Origin of the sequence: Pseudomonas sp. CMR5c (assembly GCF_003850545.1) — a bacterium.
Classification (GTDB): domain Bacteria; phylum Pseudomonadota; class Gammaproteobacteria; order Pseudomonadales; family Pseudomonadaceae; genus Aquipseudomonas; species Aquipseudomonas piscis.
Window position 1 is genome coordinate 981,742 of the sequence record NZ_CP027705.1, and the last position, 18,654, is coordinate 1,000,395.

Annotated in this window: 15 protein-coding genes; 4 read left to right on the forward strand and 11 right to left on the reverse strand. The window is 64.0% G+C overall.

Going from position 1 to position 18,654, the window contains the following annotated elements; translation table 11 throughout:
• Window positions 1-40 precede the first annotated feature (40 nt).
• Window positions 41-2,572 carry a sulfite reductase flavoprotein subunit alpha gene (locus tag C4K40_RS04430; RefSeq protein WP_053138540.1) on the reverse strand — a complete coding sequence of 844 codons (2,532 nt, stop codon included), beginning with the start codon at window positions 2,570-2,572 and terminating at the stop codon, window positions 41-43.
• A 152-nt stretch (window positions 2,573-2,724) separates the two neighbouring features.
• A complete protein-coding gene (locus tag C4K40_RS04435; RefSeq protein ID WP_053138542.1) occupies window positions 2,725-5,001 on the reverse strand; it encodes a TonB-dependent siderophore receptor in 2,277 nt (758 codons plus the stop codon).
• Window positions 5,002-5,209: 208 nt separating this feature from the next.
• Between C4K40_RS04435 and C4K40_RS04440 the strand changes: the two genes are divergently transcribed.
• Together C4K40_RS04440 and C4K40_RS04445 are read left to right on the forward strand one after the other, a co-directional pair.
• On the forward strand, window positions 5,210-5,890 hold the full coding sequence (locus tag C4K40_RS04440; RefSeq protein ID WP_053138545.1) for a Fe2+-dependent dioxygenase: 681 nt from the start codon (window positions 5,210-5,212) through the stop codon (window positions 5,888-5,890).
• Window positions 5,891-5,893: 3 nt separating this feature from the next.
• Window positions 5,894-6,793 carry a tetratricopeptide repeat protein gene (locus C4K40_RS04445; RefSeq protein ID WP_083457023.1) on the forward strand — a complete coding sequence of 300 codons (900 nt, stop codon included), beginning with the start codon at window positions 5,894-5,896 and terminating at the stop codon, window positions 6,791-6,793.
• Window positions 6,794-6,886: 93 nt separating this feature from the next.
• On the opposite strand, the gene C4K40_RS04450 is transcribed toward C4K40_RS04445, so the two are convergent.
• From C4K40_RS04450 to C4K40_RS04470, 5 genes are all read right to left on the reverse strand, one after another.
• Window positions 6,887-8,050 (reverse strand): type III PLP-dependent enzyme, encoded by a 1,164-nt coding sequence (locus tag C4K40_RS04450; protein WP_053138548.1) that lies wholly within the window; start codon window positions 8,048-8,050, stop codon window positions 6,887-6,889.
• 579 nt (window positions 8,051-8,629) lie between these two features.
• A complete protein-coding gene (locus C4K40_RS04455; RefSeq protein WP_053138550.1) occupies window positions 8,630-9,787 on the reverse strand; it encodes a betaine/proline/choline family ABC transporter ATP-binding protein in 1,158 nt (385 codons plus the stop codon).
• Complete coding sequence (locus C4K40_RS04460; RefSeq protein WP_022642285.1) at window positions 9,784-10,452, reverse strand: ABC transporter permease; 669 nt, start codon at window positions 10,450-10,452, stop codon at window positions 9,784-9,786. Before C4K40_RS04460 ends, C4K40_RS04455 begins: the two co-directional genes overlap by 4 nt.
• Window positions 10,453-10,464: 12 nt before the next feature.
• Entirely contained in the window at window positions 10,465-11,358 is an 894-nt protein-coding gene (locus tag C4K40_RS04465) for a glycine betaine ABC transporter substrate-binding protein (protein ID WP_053138553.1), read from the reverse strand.
• A 24-nt stretch (window positions 11,359-11,382) separates the two neighbouring features.
• A complete protein-coding gene (locus C4K40_RS04470; RefSeq protein WP_053138556.1) occupies window positions 11,383-12,099 on the reverse strand; it encodes an ABC transporter permease in 717 nt (238 codons plus the stop codon).
• A gap of 463 nt (window positions 12,100-12,562) precedes the next feature.
• Here C4K40_RS04470 and C4K40_RS04475 point away from each other — a divergent pair, with 463 nt between their 5' ends.
• Together C4K40_RS04475 and C4K40_RS04480 are read left to right on the forward strand one after the other, a co-directional pair.
• Window positions 12,563-14,146, forward strand: a complete 1,584-nt coding sequence (locus tag C4K40_RS04475) for a peptide chain release factor 3 (protein ID WP_022642288.1) — start codon at window positions 12,563-12,565, stop codon at window positions 14,144-14,146.
• Window positions 14,147-14,381: 235 nt separating this feature from the next.
• Window positions 14,382-14,624: a hypothetical protein gene (locus C4K40_RS04480; RefSeq protein WP_022642289.1), complete on the forward strand. Its 243-nt coding sequence runs from the start codon at window positions 14,382-14,384 to the stop codon at window positions 14,622-14,624.
• A gap of 105 nt (window positions 14,625-14,729) precedes the next feature.
• On the opposite strand, the gene C4K40_RS04485 is transcribed toward C4K40_RS04480, so the two are convergent.
• The 4 genes from C4K40_RS04485 to C4K40_RS04500 are packed head-to-tail and all read right to left on the reverse strand — an operon-like array spanning window position 14,730 to window position 18,610.
• Window positions 14,730-15,698 carry a peptide ABC transporter ATP-binding protein gene (locus tag C4K40_RS04485; RefSeq protein ID WP_022642290.1) on the reverse strand — a complete coding sequence of 323 codons (969 nt, stop codon included), beginning with the start codon at window positions 15,696-15,698 and terminating at the stop codon, window positions 14,730-14,732.
• Window positions 15,698-16,666, reverse strand: a complete 969-nt coding sequence (locus C4K40_RS04490) for an ABC transporter ATP-binding protein (RefSeq protein WP_022642291.1) — start codon at window positions 16,664-16,666, stop codon at window positions 15,698-15,700. The genes C4K40_RS04485 and C4K40_RS04490 overlap by 1 nt, the downstream gene beginning before the upstream one ends.
• Before the next feature lie 10 nt (window positions 16,667-16,676).
• Window positions 16,677-17,588 (reverse strand): ABC transporter permease subunit, encoded by a 912-nt coding sequence (locus C4K40_RS04495; RefSeq protein ID WP_053138562.1) that lies wholly within the window; start codon window positions 17,586-17,588, stop codon window positions 16,677-16,679.
• 11 nt (window positions 17,589-17,599) lie between these two features.
• Window positions 17,600-18,610, reverse strand: coding sequence for an ABC transporter permease subunit (locus C4K40_RS04500; protein WP_053138564.1), 1,011 nt, complete (start codon window positions 18,608-18,610; stop codon window positions 17,600-17,602).
• Between the last annotated feature and the right edge of the window lie 44 nt (window positions 18,611-18,654).

Genomic DNA, 18,654 nt, shown 5'->3' on the forward strand with positions numbered 1-18,654 from the left:
CCGCATCGCGCTTATCGCGGGCGAGCTTCGCTCCTGCGGGTCAGTAGACGTCGCGGCGGTAGCGGCCTTGTTCGATCAGGCGCTCGACCTGTTCGGCGCCCAGCAGCTCGTTGAGCACCTGGTCCACCCCCGAGGCCATGCCTTGCAGGCTGCCGCAGATGTAGAGCGCGGCGCCGTCGTCGAGCCACTGTTGCAAGGTCGCGGCGGCTTCGCGCAGGCGATCCTGGACGTAGATCTTGTGTTCCTGATCGCGGGAGAAGGCCAGGTCCAGGCGGCTCAGGTCGCCCCGGGCCAGCCATTCCTGCAGCTCGTCCTTGCAGTAGAAATCATGCTCGGCATTGCGCTCGCCAAAGAGCAGCCAGTTGCGTTGCTGGCCCTCGGCGATCCGCGCCTTGAGCAGGCTGCGCAGCCCAGCCAGGCCGGTGCCGTTGCCCAGCAAGATCAGTGGGCAGGGCTCGGCCGGCAGGTGGAAACCGCTATTGCGGCGCACCCGCAGGCTGATGCTCGCGCCTACCTGGACATGCTCGGTAAGCCAGCCGGAGCCGATGCCCAGGCTGCCGTCGGCGTGGCGTTCCTGGCGCACCAGCAGTTCCAGGCAGCCGTCGGCGGCGATCGAGGCGATGGAATATTCGCGCTGGGTCAGCGGCACCAGCGCATCCACCAGGGCCTGGGCATGCAGGCCCACCAGGTGGGCGCGGTTCTCCGGTAGCTGGCGGCTGCCCAGGGCCTGCTCCAGGCTCTCTTCCAGGCCGTCGAGCTGCACCGGGCTCTCGCCGGAAAGCCCCAGGCCCTCGAGGAAGTGGTCCACCAGCCACGGGCAGTTGCGCGGCATGACTTCCACCAGGTCGCCGGCCAGCCAGCTGCTGGTGCCGGGCGGTTGCAATTGCAGCAAATAGACCCCGGAGCCGCTGCTCTCGGGGTTCAGCAGGTGGCGCTGGCTCAGGGTCCAGTTGGCGAAAGCCGGGGCCTGCCACAGGTCCACCGGGGCATGCCCGGTGAGCTGGCCCAGTTGTTGTTGCCAGTGGCGCAGGGCGTAGCTGTCGCCATTGTCGACTTCCACCGGGGTGAACAGGCTGCTGGCGCCCTGGCTCGACAGCCAGGTGTGCAGGCGCCGGGCGAAACCGCAGAACTGCGGGTACTGGCGGTCGCCCAGGCCCAGCACTGCGTACTCCAGGCCGTCGAGGGCCAGTTCGCGGCCCAGCAGCTTGCGCTCGAAGCCCCGGGCGCTGTCCGGGGCCTCGCCATCGCCGAAGGTGCTGACCACGAACAACGCCCGCTGGGCACTGCGCAGGTCCTGCTCGTCCAGGCTGGCCAGCGGGCGGACCCGGGCGCCGATGCCGGCGGCCTGCAATTGCCCGGCGGTCTGCCAGGCCAGTTGTTCGGCGAAACCGCTCTGGCTGGCAAAGCCGATCAGCCAGCCGTTGGTATCGTCGGTGGCCTGTTCCAGGCCCTTGCGGGCGTCCCTGATCTGGCGCTTCTTGCGCCGGCGATCCAGGTACAGCAACCAGCCGGTGATGAAGAACAGCGGCATGCACAGCGAGGCCAGGGTCAGCACGATGCGCCCCACCAGGCCGAAGTAGCTGCCCACGTGCAGGGCGTAGACGCTGGTCAGCAATTGCGCCTTGAAGCTCTTGTCGGCGTAGCGCTCGTGCCGGCTGATGACGCCGGTGGCCGGGTCCAGGGTGATCTGGTTCAGGGCGCGCTCGTGGGGCGAGTCCTTGAGCAGGTAGAACACCGTCGCCGGCTGCCCGGCCACGGGCGGCATGCGCACGTTGTAGGCGCTAAGGTCCTTGCCGGCGGCGCTGTAGATGCTGCTCCACATGGCGTTGTAGTCGGCCACCGGGGCCGGGCCCTTGGCCGGCGGGCCGCCACGCCCGCCCCGGGCGCGCTCGCTGTGTGGCGAGTCGGACAGCAAACGGGTCAGGCCCTTGCTGTACCATTCGTACGACCAGTACAGGCCGGTGAGGGCGAACAAGAGGTAGAACAACAAGCACCAGGTGCCGAACACCGCGTGCAGGTCCCAGTTGAAGGCCCGGCCTTTCTTGGCCCAGTCCAGGGTCAGCCAGGCGCGCCAGCTGGCGACCTGGCGCGGCCAGCGCAGGTACAACCCGGACAGGCAGAAGAAGATCAGGATCAGGGTGCAGGCGCCGGTGATCTGCCGGCCGCTGTCGCCCATGGCCAGGAACCGGTGCAGTTGCAGCATGAAGCCGAAGAAGCCCTGGCCCACGGCCTCGCCGGTGAACTGGCCGGTGTAGGGGTCGAAGTAGCGCATCTGCCCACGGCGTTCCCCGGGCGGCGGGGTGTAGAACACCCGCGCGGCATTGCCGCTGTCGGTCTCGACCCAGAGCATGGACACGTCCTTGCCCTCGGCCGCCTGGAGCTTGGCCACCAGCTCGGCCGGCGGCAGGGTGCCGGCGGGCAGCTTGTCGACCTGCAGCACCGAGGGGTTGAGCGCCCGCAGGATCTCGTCCTCGAACGACACCGTGGCCCCGGTGATGCCCATCAAGGCCAGGACCAGCCCGGCGCTGATGCCGAAAAACCAGTGCAGCTGGAACAGGGTTTTCTTCAACACATCGACCGCCTTGTTCGTCCGAAGAGGTGAAACACGGCGCGCATTATGCCGTGTGTGAGCGAGAAGCATTCTTCTTTACATGCAAAAGCCCCAGGCAGCGGGTGCATGGGGCTTGGGCACCTGTGGCCGGGGCCACAGGGTGTCGCGGTGGATCAGAAGTGGAAGTTGGCACTCATCAGGGCGGTACGGCCTGGGGCCTGGTTGGCGAAGTGCGCCGCGTAGGCCTTGTCGTAGTAGGTCTTGTCCGTCAGGTTCTGCACGTTCAGTTGCAGGTCGACGTTCTTGGTCAGCTTGTAGCTGGCCATGGCGTCGTAGCGGGTGTAGGACGGTACGTAGACAGTGTTCGCGGGGTCGCCATACACGTCGTCGACATAGAAGGCGCCGCCACCGACGGTGAACTTCGAGGTGACGTCGTAGGTTGTCCACAGGCTGAAGCTGTTCTTCGGCGTGTTGGGCATCTGGTTGCCTTTGTTCGAACCGGCGCTCACCACGCCGTTACGTCCGTTCAGGCCTGCATCCACCAGTTCGCTTTTCAAGTAGCTGTAACCGGCGAAGACCTGCCACTTGTCGGTGATCTTGCCGCTGGCGCCCAGTTCGATACCGTCGACGCGGGACTCACCAGCGTTCTGATAGGTCAGAGAGTCCACCAGGATGCGGGTGTTCTTTTTCTCGGTACGGAACACCGCGGCGGTCAGCGAGAGGCGGTTGTTGAGTACGTCCCACTTGGTGCCCAACTCGTAGTTGACGGTTTCCTCGGGTTTCAGGTCGCTGGTGGCCAGGCCTGCCGATAATGGGTTGTCGGCGGCGCCATCCAGTACACCACCGGCGGGATTGGCCGAGGTGGCGTAGGAGGCGTAGATGCTGCCGTTATCAGCTGGTTTCCAAACCAGGCCGGCCTGCCAGTTCCAGAACTGGCTATCGCTTTTGAGTTTGGTCCGGCCGCTGGCGGCATTGGTGTTGGCTTCGGTGTCGAAGGTGTCGTAGCGCACACCCAGGTTCAACAGCCATTGCGGATCCAGCTCGATGGTATCGAAGGCATAGGCGGCACGGCTGGTGGCCTTGGTATTGGTGCCGTAGTAGTTGCGCGCGATGGAGCCGGTCCAGTCGTCATTCGGGTTTGGATTGCCCAGGGACGTACAGCTACCACCACTCGCCTTGCCAGGGGTGCAAGTGGGGTTGGAGTTGGGAGAAACGGTGTAGCTGCTGACCCGAGTTTCTTCGCCGGTGAACTCAAGACCGGTGGAGTAGTTGTGTTTGAAGCCCAGTGCATGGAATTCACCAAACAGATCGGTCTGGTTGGTGGTGGTTTCCGTAGTCGATACCCGGCTGTTGGCTCGACGCCAGACGGTGCCGAACTGGTTGACGTTGTGCTGGCTGTCGTCCGGTTGGGTGAGGATGTAATCCTGGCCGGTGTTGCCATGACGCAGGGTGTTTTTCAGCGTCATGTTGTCGTTCAGGTCATGCTCGATGGAGATGGTGCTGATGTCGGCGCGGGTCTTGCGGAAGTCCCGATGCTTGAGGCCATAGAAGTTGTTGCTATCGCCGCCATCGGTAGGCTTGTCATGCACATGCGGTGCCTTTGCACCGTTGGAGCTGTAGCCATAGGGAATGCCCGAGTCCGGCAGGTCGTCGCTTTCCATATGGTAGTAGCTGAGGTTGACCCGAGTAGGGCTGCCCAGGCCGAAGGTCAGGGATGGCGCCACGCCCCAGCGGTCGTAGTTGATGGAATCACGGCCTGCGACGTTCTGCTCGTGGCTCATCAGGTTCAGACGGAACGCTGCGCCTTCGAGGAACTGGCGGTTGACGTCGAGGGTGTAGCGGCGAGTCTGGTCGGAACCGTAGGTGAAGCCGCCGTTGAGGAAGTCTTGCTGCTTGGGCAGCTTGCTCACCAGGTTCAGGCTGCCGCCTGCCGAGCCGCGGCCGCCGAACGAGGAGTTCGGGCCCTTGCTGACTTCCACCGATTCGATATCGAAGATTTCGCGGCTTTGGCCGCCAGTGTCACGCACGCCATCCAGGAAGGTGTCGCTTTGGGCATCGAAACCACGAATGAATGGGCGATCGCCCTGGGGGTTGCCACCTTCGCCAGCACCAAAGGTGATGCCGGGCACGGTGCGCAGCGCATCTTGCAACGAGGTCGCCGCCGTGTCCTTGAGAACTTGCTGGGGAATGACAGTCACCGAACGAGGAGTATCCACCAGCGGCGCGGTGTACTTCTGCGAGGAAGCCTTTTCCACCTGATAGGACGTCGCGTCCTGGGCCTCGCCAGTGATGCTGGTGGCTTCCAGGGCAATCGCTCCCGAGGCTTTCTTGCCGGTGTCCTCGGCGGCCTGGACCATGTGCGCGGCGGAGCCGGCGGTGATGGCGACGCCGATGGCCGATGCCAGCAAACGTGGCGAACTGACAGCGGATAATGGTTGTTGGCGTGTCATGTCTTGTCCCCTCCCCGAGGTTTTGAGGCCGCGGAATATAGGGGATGCGAGCATTCGTTATCAATTGCGAAATATTGCTATTCGCACTGAATTTACATTCTTTACAATTTATCTTTACGGTTTTTGCATTCCCATCCGTCCCGGGCGTTTTACACAGTCAATAAGAATCAATACCATTGCCGCACTTTCGGCTTCCAGGTACCTGGCCATGTTGCTGCACATCCCCGGCGTGTTCACCCGTGATGAAGTAGGGCGCATCCGCCAAGCCCTGGAGCAGGCGGACTGGGCGGACGGCAAGATCACCGCCGGCTACCAGTCGGCCAAGGCCAAGCACAACCTGCAACTGCCCGAGGGCCATCCGCTGGCCCGGGAGATCGGCGAGGCGATGCTCGAGCGGTTATGGCAGAACCCGCTGTTCATGTCCGCCGCCTTGCCGCACAAGGTGTTCCCGCCACTGTTCAACTGCTACACCGCAGGGGGCAGTTTCGACTTCCATATCGACAATGCCGTGCGCCAGCCCAAGGGCAGCGCCGAGCGGGTGCGCACCGACCTGTCCTCGACCCTGTTCTTCAGCGACCCCGAGGACTACGACGGCGGTGAGCTGGAGATCCAGGACACCTACGGCGTGCAGCGGGTCAAGCTGCCGGCCGGCGACCTGGTGCTGTATCCCGGCACCAGCTTGCACAAGGTCAATCCGGTGACCCGCGGTGCCCGCTACGCTTCGTTCTTCTGGACCCAGAGCCTGGTGCGCGAAGACAGCCAGCGGGCGCTGTTGTTCGAGATGGACGGGGCGATCCAGGAGCTGACCCGGGACATGCCCGAACATCCTTCGTTGATCCGCCTGACCGGCACCTATCACAACCTGCTGCGCCGCTGGGTCGAGGTCTAGGCCATGGCTTTTCGACTGCGCCGCGAGGAAAGCCTCGATGGCGGGCAACTGAGCGCCATGCTCGAAGAGAGCCCGGGCCGCGCCGCCCAGGCGATCCTGCTGGCCGCCGGCGAAGGCCTGGTGGACGCCCAGGCGCTGCTGGGGCAGATCCTGCTCGATGGTCGCGGCATCGAGCAGGACCAGGCCCTGGCCCTGCGCTGGTTCGGCATCGCCGCCCAGCGCGGGCACCTGATGGCGCGCAACATGCTCGGCCGTTGTCATGAACACGGCTGGGGCTGCCCGGCGGACCCAGGCGTCGCTGCCGAGCATTACCGCCAGGCCGCGGCTGCCGGCCTGGACTGGGGCCTGTACAACTACGCCAACCTGCTGGCCACCGGCCGTGGCGTGGAGCAGAACCATGCCCAGGCCCTGGCCTGCTACCAACGCGCCGCGCAGTTGGGCCATGCCAAGTCGATGAACCTGCTGGGGCGTTACCTGGAAGAGGGGCTGGTTTGCCCGGCCGATCCCCAGGCGGCCCGGGATTGGTATCGTCGCTCGGCCGAGGGCGGTGACTTTCGCGGGCAGTTCAGCCATGGGGCGATCCTCGCCGATGCCGGGCGAATCGACGAAGCCCTGGACTGGCTGCAGCGGGCCCTGGCTGGCGGCAACCTGAATTTCCTCCGGGTCGCCCGTGATGCGCTGCTAGAGGCCCGGCATCCACAAGTACGCGCCCTGGCCCTGGCCTATCACCAGCGCGCAGCGCAACTGGGGGATGAGCGGGATGCCGCAAGGCTTGCCGAGTTGGCGGCCACGCTCGACCTGTTGCCTTCTGAGGGCCTGGCCGAGGTGGACGCGGACAGAGTCGTCGAGCATCAGGTGGTGCAGGCTTGGGCCGAGGACCTCTCCAAGGACGCAAAGGTGTAAACCTTATTCAGGACGGCACAGCGCTCATAAAAAAGCCCATGACACGTCATGGGCTTTTTCTTACCGCTTGCAGCTCAAGGCTTGCCGCTGCCGTCAGACGTAGTAGGCCTTCAGCGGTGGGAAGCCGTTGAACTCCACGGCGCTGTAGCTGGTGGTGTAGGCGCCGGTGGACAGCCAGTACAGGCGGTCGCCGATGGCCAGGTTCAGCGGCAGGCCGTACTTGTAGTTCTCGTACATGATGTCGGCGCTGTCGCAGGTCGGGCCGGCAATCACCACTTCTTCCACTTCGCCTTTCTTCTCGGTCCAGATCGGGAACTTGATGGACTCGTCCATGGTTTCGATCAGGCCGGAGAACTTGCCCACGTCGGTGTATACCCAGCGCTCCACGGCGGTGCGCGACTTGCGTGCCACCAGGACCACCTCGCTGACCAGGATGCCGGCGTTGGCGATCAGCGAACGGCCCGGCTCGAGGATGATTTCCGGCAGGTCGTCACCGAAGTCTTCCTTGAGGAAACGGATGATTTCCTCGGCGTAGGTTTCCAGGCTGTTGGTGCGGGTGATGTAGTTGGCCGGGAAGCCACCGCCCATGTTGATCAGCTTCAGTTCGATGCCGTCTTCTTCTTTGAGACGCTCGAAGATCACCTTGACCTTGGCGATGGCGGCGTCCCAGACGCTGATGTCGCGCTGCTGGGAGCCGACATGGAACGACACGCCGTAAGGCACCAGGCCCAGGTCGCGGGCCAGGATCAAGAGGTCCATGGCCATGTCGGTCTGGCAGCCGAACTTGCGTGACAGCGGCCAGTCGGCGGTGGTGGAGCCTTCGGTGAGGATGCGCACGTAGACCTTGGAACCCGGGGCGGCCTTGGCGATGTTGCGCAGGTCGGCTTCGGAGTCGGTGGCATACAGGCGCACGCCCTTCTCGTAGAAGTAGCGGATGTCCTTGGACTTCTTGATGGTGTTGCCGTAGCTGATGTTGGCCGGGTTGACGCCGCGACCCAGCACCTTGTCCAGCTCGTAGATCGAGGCGATGTCGAAGCTCGAACCTTTTTCGTGCAGCAGGTCGATGATTTCCACGGCCGGGTTGGCCTTGACCGCGTAGTAGACCTTGGCGAACTCGAACCCGGCGCGCAGGTCGTCATAGGCCTGGGCGATCATCTGGGTATCGATCATCACGAACGGGGTTTCTTTCTGGTCGGCGAACGCCTTCATTTTCTGAAAGGTTTCGCGCGCGAAATAGTCTTCGACGTTAATCGACATGCGTTGGGAGCTCCTGATGGCAAACGTTGGTAATCAATGGGTGCATATGAACGTCCTCCGTATCCCCACTTTGGTTCGCCTACTTCCCAAGGCATGTCGCCGAAAGCAAAAAGGCCATGGGAAATCTGCCCTTGGCCTTGCTGTCTCGTCGTCAGTACTTGAGCCGGATGGATCGTTTCCAGCATGGACGTTCGGCGCGAACTTTAGGCGGTGAGGGGGCTGAGATCAACAAAAAATGTCGCGTTTTTGCACTTGTCTGACGTGCGTTATCAGCATGTCCTTTTGTAGCCGACACAGATGACCGGCAGATGTTCCCGAAGAATTCCCGAGTGTTAAAAATACCTGCACGTTCGCGGCTTTTGCGCGCCAAGTGGTGGTGAACTGCCGAAGTCGCCAACATCGGCGACGTTAGCGGCGAGAGAGTGGCCAGAGGGGGATTTTGCCTGTTGCACCAGGTGCCGGCGGGTAGCTTTTGCCGGGGCGGCTGTTGATATTTCTTTTCGCTGCCCGGGTGGGTAAAAAAACGCTGGCGAGCAAGCGTGCTTGCTCGCCACGGGTTGGCTTTTGATTATTTATTGATCAGGCACTCACGGCCTCGGCCGGGGAGACGATGTTGGTCTTCATCCCACGGGAGCGTCCCGAGCTGAGATAGGCAGCGATGGACTCCTGGGTCACTTCGCCGAGGAACACCCTTTCGGCGTCCAGCACCGGCAGCCACGAGCGGTTGAACTCGTACATGCGCGACAGCAGGATGCGCAGGTGCTCGTCGTAGGCGGCGGTGGCGTTGAACTGGCGCAGGAACTGGCCGCAGGTGCCGCCCTGGCGGTGCAGGTCGCGGCGCCGTACATAACCCAAGGCTTTGTTCTCGGCGCAGGTCACCACCACGTAGCGCCGGTCGTGCTCGTCCATCAGCTCCAGGGCCTCGGCCACCGGGGTGTCCGGGCTCACCGACGGCGCGTTGTCGGCCGCGTCCTCGGCCTTGACCAGCAGCAGGCGCTTGAGGGTGCTGTCCTGGCCGACGAAGTTGCTGACGAAATCGTCCGCCGGATGGGCCAGCAGGGTGTCCGGGTGGTCGATCTGCAGCAGTTTGCCGGCGCGGAAGATGGCGATCTTGTCTCCCAGCTTGATGGCCTCGTCGATGTCGTGGCTGACCATGATCACGGTCTTGTTGAGCGCCCGCTGCATCTCGAAGAACTCGTTCTGGATCATCTCGCGGTTGATCGGGTCCACCGCGCCGAAGGGTTCGTCCATCAGCAGCAGCGGGGCCTCGGCGGCCAGGGCGCGGATCACTCCGATCCGCTGTTGCTGGCCGCCGGACAGCTCGCGCGGGTAGCGATGCAGGTAGTGCTTGGGTTCGAGCTTGATCATGCTCATCAGCTCGCGGGCGCGGTCGTGGCACTTCTGCTTGTCCCAGCCCAGCAGGCGCGGCACCACGGTGATGTTTTCCTCGATGGTCATGTTGGGAAACAGGCCGATCTGCTGGATCACGTAGCCGATGTTGCGGCGCAGGGTCACTTCGTCCAGGCCGGTGGTGTCCTCGCCGTTGATCAGCACCTTGCCCGAGGTGGGCATGATCAGGCGGTTGATCATCTTCAGCGTGGTGCTCTTGCCGCAGCCGGAGGGGCCGAGGAATACGCAGATCTCGCCTTCGTTGACGGTCAGGCTGACCGAGTCGACGGCTTTGACATCCTTGCCGTTGCTGCGAAAGGTCTTGCTCAGGTTCTGTAGTTCGATCATTTCAGGGCTCCTATTGGGCTCAATCCTTTTGGCGTCAGCGAACGTTGCAGCCATTGCAGAAGCAGGTCGGCAAAGATGGCCAGCAGGCTGACCAGCACGGCGCCGACGATCAGCATCGACATGTCGCTGCGGCTGATGGAGGCCAGGATCAGCACCCCCAGGCCGCCGGCGCCGATGGTGGCGGCGATGGTCATGACACCGATGTTCATCACCACCGCGGTGCGTACTCCGGCGAGGATCACCGGCACCGCGATCGGCAGCTCGACCATGCGCAGGCGCTGGCCGAAGGTCATGCCGATGCCCCGGGCGGCCTCGCGGATGCCCGGTTCGACGCCGGTCAGCGCCAGGTAGGTGTTGCGCATGATCGGCAACAGGGAATAAAGGAACACGGCGGTGATCGCCGGCAGCGGCCCCAGGCCCTGGCCGAACTTGGAGTAGAACGGCAGCAACAGGCCGAACAGGGCGATGGAGGGGATGGTCAGCAACACCGTGGCGCTGGCCTGCAATGGCCCGGCGAGGCTGGGGAAGCGGGTCATCAGCACGCCCAGGGGCACGCCAAAGACGATGGCCAGGGTGACGGCGATGCCCACCAGGGTGATGTGCTGCCAGGTCAGGTGCAGGACCTGGGCCCAATCGAGATGGGAAAAGGCGTTCAAGAATTCCATGTCTTCTCCTCTTTAGTTGATCGGGTGCTGGCGCAGGAAATCTGCGGCCACGGCGGAGGGGCTTTCATGGTCGACGTCGACCCGCGCGTTCAGCTGGCGCATGGTTTCGTCGTCGAACAGCGCCGCCAGCGGCTCGAGCTCGGCGGCCAGTTGCGGGTGAGCGTCGAGGTAGGCCTGGCGCACCACGGGAGCGGCGGTGTAGTCCGGGAAGTAGTGCTTGTCGTCTTCCAGCAATTTGAGCTTGAAGGCGCTGAGGCGTCCGTCGGTGGTGTAGACCAGGCCGGCAAACACCTGGCCATTGCGCAGGGCGGTATAGACCAGGCCGGCGTCCATCTGCCGGGTGTTCTTGCGGGTCAGGGCCATGTCATACAGCTTGACCATCCCGGCCATGCCGTCGGAACGGTTGGCGAACTCGGTGTCCAGGGCCACCAGGCGGTTTTCCCGGGTGTTTTCGTCCAGGGCCCGGGTCAGGTCGCTGATGCTGTTGATCCGTGGATGTTCCTTGGCCACGTTTTCCGGCAGCGCCAGGGCATAGGTGTTGCTGAACTTGGACGGCGACAACCAGACCAGGCCTTTTTTCGCGTCGAGTTCTTTCACCCGGGCGTAGGACTGCTGCTTGTCGAGTTTCTCGTCGATGTGGTTGTAGGCCACCAGCGACACCCCGGTGTATTCCCAGATCAGGTCCAGTTGGCCGCTTTCCTGGGCGCTGCGCGCCAGGTTGCTGCCCAGGCCGCCGGTGACCCGGGTGTCGTAGCCCTTGCTGCGCAGGTACTGGGAGGTGATTTCCGCCAACAGGGTCTGCTCGGTGAAGACCCGGGCGCCGATGCGGATCAGCGGTTTTTCCGCGGCGTGGGCCAGTGCGCTGAAAAGCAGGATGCAGCCGAGTATCAGGCTCAATTTCTTCATGTCGGTTCCTTGTCTCTGACGGGCTTAGGACGGGCGCAGGCCACGTTCCAGCCAGAGGCGGCTGGCCAGGGTCACCAGGCCGTCCAGAAGCAGCGCCAGCAGGGCGGTGCAGGCGGCGCCGAGCAGCAGTTGCGGCTGATTGTTCAGGGCGATGCCGGGGAAGATCAGGCTGCCCAGGCTGTTGGCGCCGATCAGGAAGGCCAGGGGCGCGGTGCCGACGTTGATCGCCAGGGCCACCCGCACGCCGCCGACGATGATCGGCACGGCATTGGGCAATTCGACTTTCCACAGCACCTGGCGCGGGGTCATGCCGATGCCGGTGGCGGCTTCCTTGAGCGAGCCCTGGACGTTCTTCAGGCCTTCATAGGTATTGCGCACGATGGGCAGCAGGGAGGCCAGGAACAGGGCGAAGATCGCCGGCCCGCTGCCGATGCCGAGGACCCCGAGGGCAATGGCCAGGACGGCCAGGGGAGGAATGGTGTTACCGATGTTGAACACTTGCATGAAGCGTTCGGCGCGCCTGGCCATGGCGGGGCGGCTGAGGAGGATGCCGGCGGGAATGCCGACCAGCAGGGCGGCGCACATGGACGCCAGGACCAGGAACAGATGAGCTTGCAGGTAGAACAGTAGATCGTCGCGGTAGTGTTCGATCGTCTTGATGCCGATCCAGTGGACCAGCAGGGCCAGGAGGGCAATGACCGCAGCCCCTCCTATCAGCCCTTTGCCATAGCGAATAGCCACGGGCGGACTCCTTTTTTCTTATCGGTCGGCGGGCGCTTTCCCCTGTGGCAGGGCCGTGGCCGACTGCCGGGAAAGTCCCCGCGAAAAGCAGTTCGTCGAGTGCCGGCAGGGCGGCGGTGAACGAACCATGAGCGCAGCTTCGTCAAGCTAACTTGCTGAAATTCCAGGCATCTGATGAGCGCCTGGCAGGGAAATGGACGTCTCCACCTTTTAAAAGGTTCCATAGTCGGCGGCGTTTGGCCACCCTTGTGGCCGCGACCTCGTAGCGCGAGGCGGTGATCGAGGCGGGGAATCCAACGGGTTCCAGGGCGATGGCCGGGTTGCGGATGATGCGCGCCCGGTCGCAGCCGTCGCTGGCGCTCGACAGCGGCTACAGGGGGATGGCGGGGCCGGACGGTGGTCCGGGAAGGCAGCTTTGCGCTATACTCGCCGCCCTTTTTTGATCACCGCCAGGCGATTTCCCATGACCCAACAGGCCGCCGAAGTCGCGAAACGCCGCACCTTCGCCATCATTTCCCACCCGGATGCCGGTAAGACCACCATCACCGAGAAGCTGTTGCTGATGGGCAAGGCCATTGCGGTGGCGGGTACCGTCAAGTCGCGTAAGTCCGACCGCCATGCCACCTCCGACTGGATGGAGATGGAGAAGCAGCGCGGTATCTCCATCACCACCTCGGTGATGCAGTTCCCCTATCGCGAGCACATGATCAACCTGCTCGACACCCCCGGCCACGAAGACTTCTCGGAAGATACCTACCGCACCCTGACCGCGGTGGACTCGGCGCTGATGGTGCTCGACGGTGGTAAGGGTGTAGAGCCGCGGACCATCGCCCTGATGGACGTCTGCCGCCTGCGGGATACGCCGATCGTCAGCTTTATCAACAAGCTGGACCGCGACATCCGCGACCCGATCGAGCTGCTGGACGAAATCGAGGCGGTACTGAAGATCAAGGCCGCGCCGATCACCTGGCCGATCGGTTGCTACCGCGATTTCAAGGGCGTGTACCACCTGGCGGGTGACTACATCATCGTCTACACCCCGGGCCATGGCCACGAGCGTACCGAGACCAAGATCATCGAGAAGCTCGACTCCGCCGAAGCCCGTGCCCACTTGGGCGACGAGTACGAGCGTTTCCTCGAGCAGCTGGAGCTGGTGCAGGGCGCCTGCCACGAGTTCGACCAGCAGGAGTTCCTCGACGGCCACCTGACTCCGGTGTTCTTCGGCACCGCCCTGGGCAACTTCGGTGTCGACCACGTGCTCGACGCCGTGGTCGACTGGGCGCCGCTGCCGCTGCCACGGGCGGCCAACGAGCGCAGCGTGGCGCCCCAGGAAGAGAAGTTCTCGGGCTTCGTGTTCAAGATCCAGGCGAACATGGACCCCAAGCACCGCGACCGCATCGCCTTCATGCGCATCTGCTCGGGCAAGTACGAGAAGGGCATGAAGATGCGCCACGTGCGCACCGGCAAGGACGTGCGCATCGGCGACGCCCTGACCTTCTTCTCCTCCGAGCGTGAGCAACTGGAAGAAGCCTATGCCGGCGACATCATCGGCCTGCACAACCACGGCACCATCCAGATCGGCGACACCTTCACCGAAGGCGAGGCCCTGGGCTTCACCGGTATCCCGCACTTCGCCCCGGAACTGTTTCGTCGCGTGCGCCTGAAGGACCCGCTGAAGTCCAAGCAACTGCGCCAGGGCCTGCAACAGCTGGCCGAAGAGGGCGCGACCCAGGTGTTCTTCCCCGAGCGCAGCAACGACATCATCCTCGGCGCCGTCGGTGTGCTGCAGTTCGATGTGGTGGCCAGCCGCCTGAAGGAAGAATACAAGGTCGAATGCGCCTACGAGCCGATCACCGTGTGGTCCGCGCGCTGGATTAGCTGCGACGACAAGAAGAAGCTGGAGGAGTTTTCCAACAAGGCGGTGGAGAACCTGGCACTGGACGGCGGCGGTCACCTGACCTACCTGGCGCCGACCCGGGTCAACCTGGCGTTGATGGAAGAGCGCTGGCCGGACGTGAAATTCCGCGCGACCCGCGAACACCACTAAGTTCGCCGGCAACATCCCAAGCCCCGCGGTGCAGGCCGCGGGGCTTTTTTGTGCCTGCTGGCAAGCCCAGGGTGGCACGCACCGTTAGTCGGGCAGGAGCTCCTGGCGAGAGGATCGATAGCTGGCTATCTGGAAAGTCCCGGGTATCGCGACTAGGTTTCAGGTGGTGCTGTGGCCGCTGCACGTCAGGGTTTGCAGCCATCGATGATTCACCTATGAAGGGATGGAATCGGCTATGAGAATTTTTCAACGCGTGGTGCTGCTGATCAAGGTGCTGGTGCTGCTGAGCCTGGGAACCTCCGGGGCCTGGGCCCACAACCTGTTGCAGGTCAAGGAGCCGGGTTACTCGTCGGAGCAGAGCACGCCGGTGCAGATGCTGGCCAAGTCCGAGTCGGAGCCGGGGGATGAAGGGCAGGGCGGCAGTTCGGGGGATGACGACCAGACCACCGACGATGGCGGGGAGCCCGATCAGGGGTGAAAAAAAACCCCTCGCGGCGGATCGATGCGCAATCCGTCGCAAGGGGCCGGTGCAACAAGGTCAAGGCGTCTGCGGTGGTCCCGCAGGCGCCTTTTTCATGCTCGTCTACAAGAACTGCTCGGCGTAGTGGCAAGCCACTTGACGTGTGTCGAGCTGGCGCAGGGCCGGCTCTTCAGTGCTGCAACGCTCGGTGGCGTACGGGCAGCGCTTGTGGAAGGCGCAGCCGGGCGGCGGGTTCAGCGGGTTGGGCAGTTCGCCGGCGATCTTGATCTTCGGTTTGTCCGGGTCCGGGTGGATGGCCGGGGTCGCCGAGAGCAGGGCCTGGGTGTAAGGGTGCAGGGGACGGTTGTAGATGTCCTCCTTGGGGCCCATTTCCACCGGCCGGCCCAGGTACATCACCAGTACCTGGTCGGCGACGTGGCGCACCACCGCCAGGTTGTGCGAGATGAAGACGTAGGCGGTGTTGAATTCCTGCTGCAGGTCCATGAACAGGTTCAGCACCTGGGCCTGGATCGACACGTCCAGGGCCGAGGTCGGCTCGTCCGCCACCAGCACCTTGGGTTGCAGCATCATCGCCCGGGCCAGGGCGATGCGCTGGCGCTGGCCGCCGGAGAACATGTGTGGATAGCGCTGGTAATGCTCGGGGCGCAGGCCCACCTGCTTCATCATCGCCTGGACTTTCTCGCGGCGCTCGGTGGCCGACAGCTTGGTGTTGATCAGCAGCGGCTCGGCCAGCTGGTCACCGATCTTCTGCCGTGGGTTGAGCGAGGCATAGGGGCTCTGGAACACCATCTGCACGTCGCGGCGCAGTTGCTTGCGCTGCTCCTTGGTGGCGCCCTTGACCTCATGGCCGGCGATCTGCAGCGAGCCCGAGGATGGCTCTTCGATCAGGGTCAGGGCCCGGGCCAGGGTGGACTTGCCACACCCGGATTCGCCCACCACGGCCAGGGTCTTGCCGGCCTCCAGTTCGAAAGACACGCCATTGAGTGCGCGGACGGTGGCGTGGCCCTTGAACAGGCCCCGGGACACTTCGTAGTGACGGGTCAGGTCGCGGGCGGTTAGAACGACGGCCATCACGCCACCTCCTGGTTGAGCGGGTAGAAGCAGCGCACCAGGCTGGCGGCTTGCGGATCGAGGCCGGGGCGTTGCTGGCGGCAGTTTTCCTGGACGTAGGGGCAGCGTGGCGACAGCAGGCAGCCCTGGGGCCGGTCATAACGACCGGGAACGATGCCCGGCAGGGTGGAGAGCCGCGAGGCACCGAGGCTGTGCTCGGGAATCGCCGCCAGCAGGGCTTCGCTGTAGGGGTGTGCGGGGATGTCGAACAGCTCCGGCACCTTGCCCACTTCCACGGCCTGGCCGGCGTACATCACGCAGACGCGCTGGGCGGTCTCGGCCACCACGGCCAGGTCGTGGGTGATCAGTACCAGGCCCATGTTCTGCTCTTTCTGCAAGCTCAGCAGCAGGTCCATGATCTGTGCCTGGATGGTCACGTCCAGGGCGGTGGTCGGTTCGTCGGCGATCAGCAGCTTGGGTTCGCCGGCGATGGCCATGGCGATCGCCACGCGCTGGCTCATGCCACCGGACAGCTGGTGCGGGTAGGCGTCCATGCGGCTGGCGGCGCCCGGGATCTCGACCTTCTCCAGCAGTTCGATGGCGCGCTTGCGGGCAGCCCTGCCGGACATCTTCAGGTGCAGGCGCAGCACTTCCTCGATCTGGAAGCCCACGGTGTAACTGGGGTTCAGTGCGGTCATCGGGTCCTGGAAGACCATGGCCAGGTCCTTGCCGACGATCTGCCGGCGCTGGCGGGCGCTGAGCTTGAGCATGTCCTTGCCGTCGAAGGTCAGGGCGTCGGCGGTGACGATGCCGGGATGCTCGATCAGGCCCATCAGGGCCATCATGGTCACCGATTTGCCGGAGCCGGACTCGCCGACGATGGCCAGTACTTCGCCCTTGTCGACCTTGAGGTCCAGGCCGTCCACCACGGGAACTGCCTTGGCGTCGCCGAAACGGACATTGAGATTCTTGATTTCTAACAGTGACATGGGAATCTCCTCAGGCGGCATTCTTGAGCTTCGGATCCAGCGCATCGCGCAGGCCGTCGCCCATCAGGTTGATTGCCAGCACGCTGAGCAAAATGGTCAGGCCAGGCAGGCTCACTACCCACCAGGCGCGTTCGATGTAGTCGCGGGCCGAGGCCAGCATGGTGCCCCACTCGGGGGTAGGCGGCTGGACGCCGAGGCCGAGGAAGCCCAGGGCGGCGGCGTCGAGGATCGCCGAGGAGAAGCTCAGGGTGGCCTGGACGATCAGCGGCGCCATGCAGTTGGGCAGCACGGTGATGAACATCAGGCGCGGCAGGCCGGCACCGGCCAGGCGTGCGGCGGTCACGTAGTCGCGGTTGAGCTCGCCCATGACGGCGGCTCGGGTCAGGCGCACGTAGGACGGCAGCGAGACCACGGCGATGGCGATCACGGTGTTGATCAGGCCTGGGCCGAGGATGGCGACGATGGCCACGGCCAGCAGCAGCGAAGGCAGGGCCAGCATGATGTCCATCAGGCGCATGATGCTCGGGCCCAGCAGGCGCGGGAAGAAGCCGGCGAACAGGCCCAGCAGGATCCCCGGGATCAGCGACATCACCACCGACGACAGGCCGATCAGCAGCGACAGGCGCGAACCCTGGATCAGCCGCGAGAGCAGGTCGCGGCCCAGTTCGTCGGTACCCAGCAGGAACTGTATCTGACCGCCTTCGAGCCAGGCGGGTGGGGTCAGCAGGAAGTCGCGGTATTGCTCGCTGGGGTTATGCGGGGCTACCCAGGGGGCGAACAGTGCGCAGAACACCACCAGCAGCATGAACAGCAAGCCGGCCACGGCGCCCTTGTTGCGGGAGAAGTGCTGCCAGAATTCTTTGTAGACGGACGGGTAAAGCAGGCTTTGATCGACTGCTACCGAGGAAGTTGGAGTGCTCATGAGTCTTGGCCTCAGCGCTGATGACGGATGCGTGGGTTGGCAAAGCCGTAGAGGATGTCCACCACGAAGTTGACCATGATCACCAGGCAGGCGATCAACAGGATGCCGTTCTGCACCACGGGATAGTCCCGGGCGCCGATGGCTTCGATCAGCCATTTACCGATGCCGGGCCAGGAAAAGATGGTTTCGGTCAGGACCGCGCCGGCCAGCAGGGTGCCGACTTGCAGGCCGACCACGGTCAGTACCGGGATCAGCGCGTTGCGCAGGCCGTGGACGAAGACCACCCGGTTGGGCGACAGACCCTTGGCCTTGGCGGTACGGATGTAGTCCTCACGCAGCACTTCGAGCATCGAGGAGCGGGTCATCCGCGCGATCACCGCCAAGGGAATGGTGCCCAGCACGATGGCGGGCAGGATCAGGTGTTCCAGGGCATCGACGAAGGCGCCGGTGTCGCCGGCCAGCAAGGTATCGATCAGCATGAAGCCGGTCTTGGGCTCGATGTCGTAGAGCAGGTCGATACGTCCGGAAACCGGGGTCCAGCCCAGGCTCACCGAGAAGAACATGATCAGGATCAGGCCCCACCAGAAGATCGGCATCGAGTAGCCGGCGAGGGAAATCCCCATCACCCCGTGGTCGAACAGCGAGCCGCGCCTGAGGGCGGCGATCACCCCGGCCAGCAGGCCGATGACGCCGGCGAAGAGCAGGGCGGCCATGGCCAGTTCCAGGGTCGCGGGGAACAGCGAGGAAAACTCGCTCCAAACGCTGGTGCGGGTGCGCAGGGACTCGCCCAGATCGCCATGGGCAAGCTTGCCGATGTAGTCCAGGTACTGGGCATACAGCGGTTTGTTCAATCCAAGGCGTTCCATTGCCTGGGCATGCATCTCGGGGTCGACCCGGCGCTCGCCCATCATGACTTCCACGGGATCGCCGGGAATCATGCGGATCAAGGCGAAGGTCAACAAGGTGATGCCGAAGAATGTGGGAATCAACAACCCCACACGGCGGGCAATAAAACTAAACATCTTCTGAAGTACCTCAATCAGCCGGTTAGGCGTGTCCGCCGCTC

Bases quoted from the DNA above. Each gene is read 5' to 3' on its own strand.
- C4K40_RS04450 (WP_053138548.1), bottom strand. From the start codon at position 8,050: ATGTCGATTAACGTCGAAGACTATTTCGCGCGCGAAACCTTTCAGAAA.
- C4K40_RS04440 (WP_053138545.1), top strand. From the start codon at position 5,210: ATGTTGCTGCACATCCCCGGCGTGTTCACCCGTGATGAAGTAGGGCGC.
- C4K40_RS04460 (WP_022642285.1), bottom strand. From the start codon at position 10,452: ATGGAATTCTTGAACGCCTTTTCCCATCTCGATTGGGCCCAGGTCCTG.
- C4K40_RS04480 (WP_022642289.1), top strand. From the start codon at position 14,382: ATGAGAATTTTTCAACGCGTGGTGCTGCTGATCAAGGTGCTGGTGCTG.
- C4K40_RS04500 (WP_053138564.1), bottom strand. From the start codon at position 18,610: ATGTTTAGTTTTATTGCCCGCCGTGTGGGGTTGTTGATTCCCACATTC.
- C4K40_RS04465 (WP_053138553.1), bottom strand. From the start codon at position 11,358: ATGAAGAAATTGAGCCTGATACTCGGCTGCATCCTGCTTTTCAGCGCA.
- C4K40_RS04445 (WP_083457023.1), top strand. From the start codon at position 5,894: ATGGCTTTTCGACTGCGCCGCGAGGAAAGCCTCGATGGCGGGCAACTG.
- C4K40_RS04495 (WP_053138562.1), bottom strand. From the start codon at position 17,588: ATGAGCACTCCAACTTCCTCGGTAGCAGTCGATCAAAGCCTGCTTTAC.
- C4K40_RS04490 (WP_022642291.1), bottom strand. From the start codon at position 16,666: ATGTCACTGTTAGAAATCAAGAATCTCAATGTCCGTTTCGGCGACGCC.
- C4K40_RS04485 (WP_022642290.1), bottom strand. From the start codon at position 15,698: ATGGCCGTCGTTCTAACCGCCCGCGACCTGACCCGTCACTACGAAGTG.
- C4K40_RS04435 (WP_053138542.1), bottom strand. From the start codon at position 5,001: ATGACACGCCAACAACCATTATCCGCTGTCAGTTCGCCACGTTTGCTG.
- C4K40_RS04475 (WP_022642288.1), top strand. From the start codon at position 12,563: ATGACCCAACAGGCCGCCGAAGTCGCGAAACGCCGCACCTTCGCCATC.
- C4K40_RS04455 (WP_053138550.1), bottom strand. From the start codon at position 9,787: ATGATCGAACTACAGAACCTGAGCAAGACCTTTCGCAGCAACGGCAAG.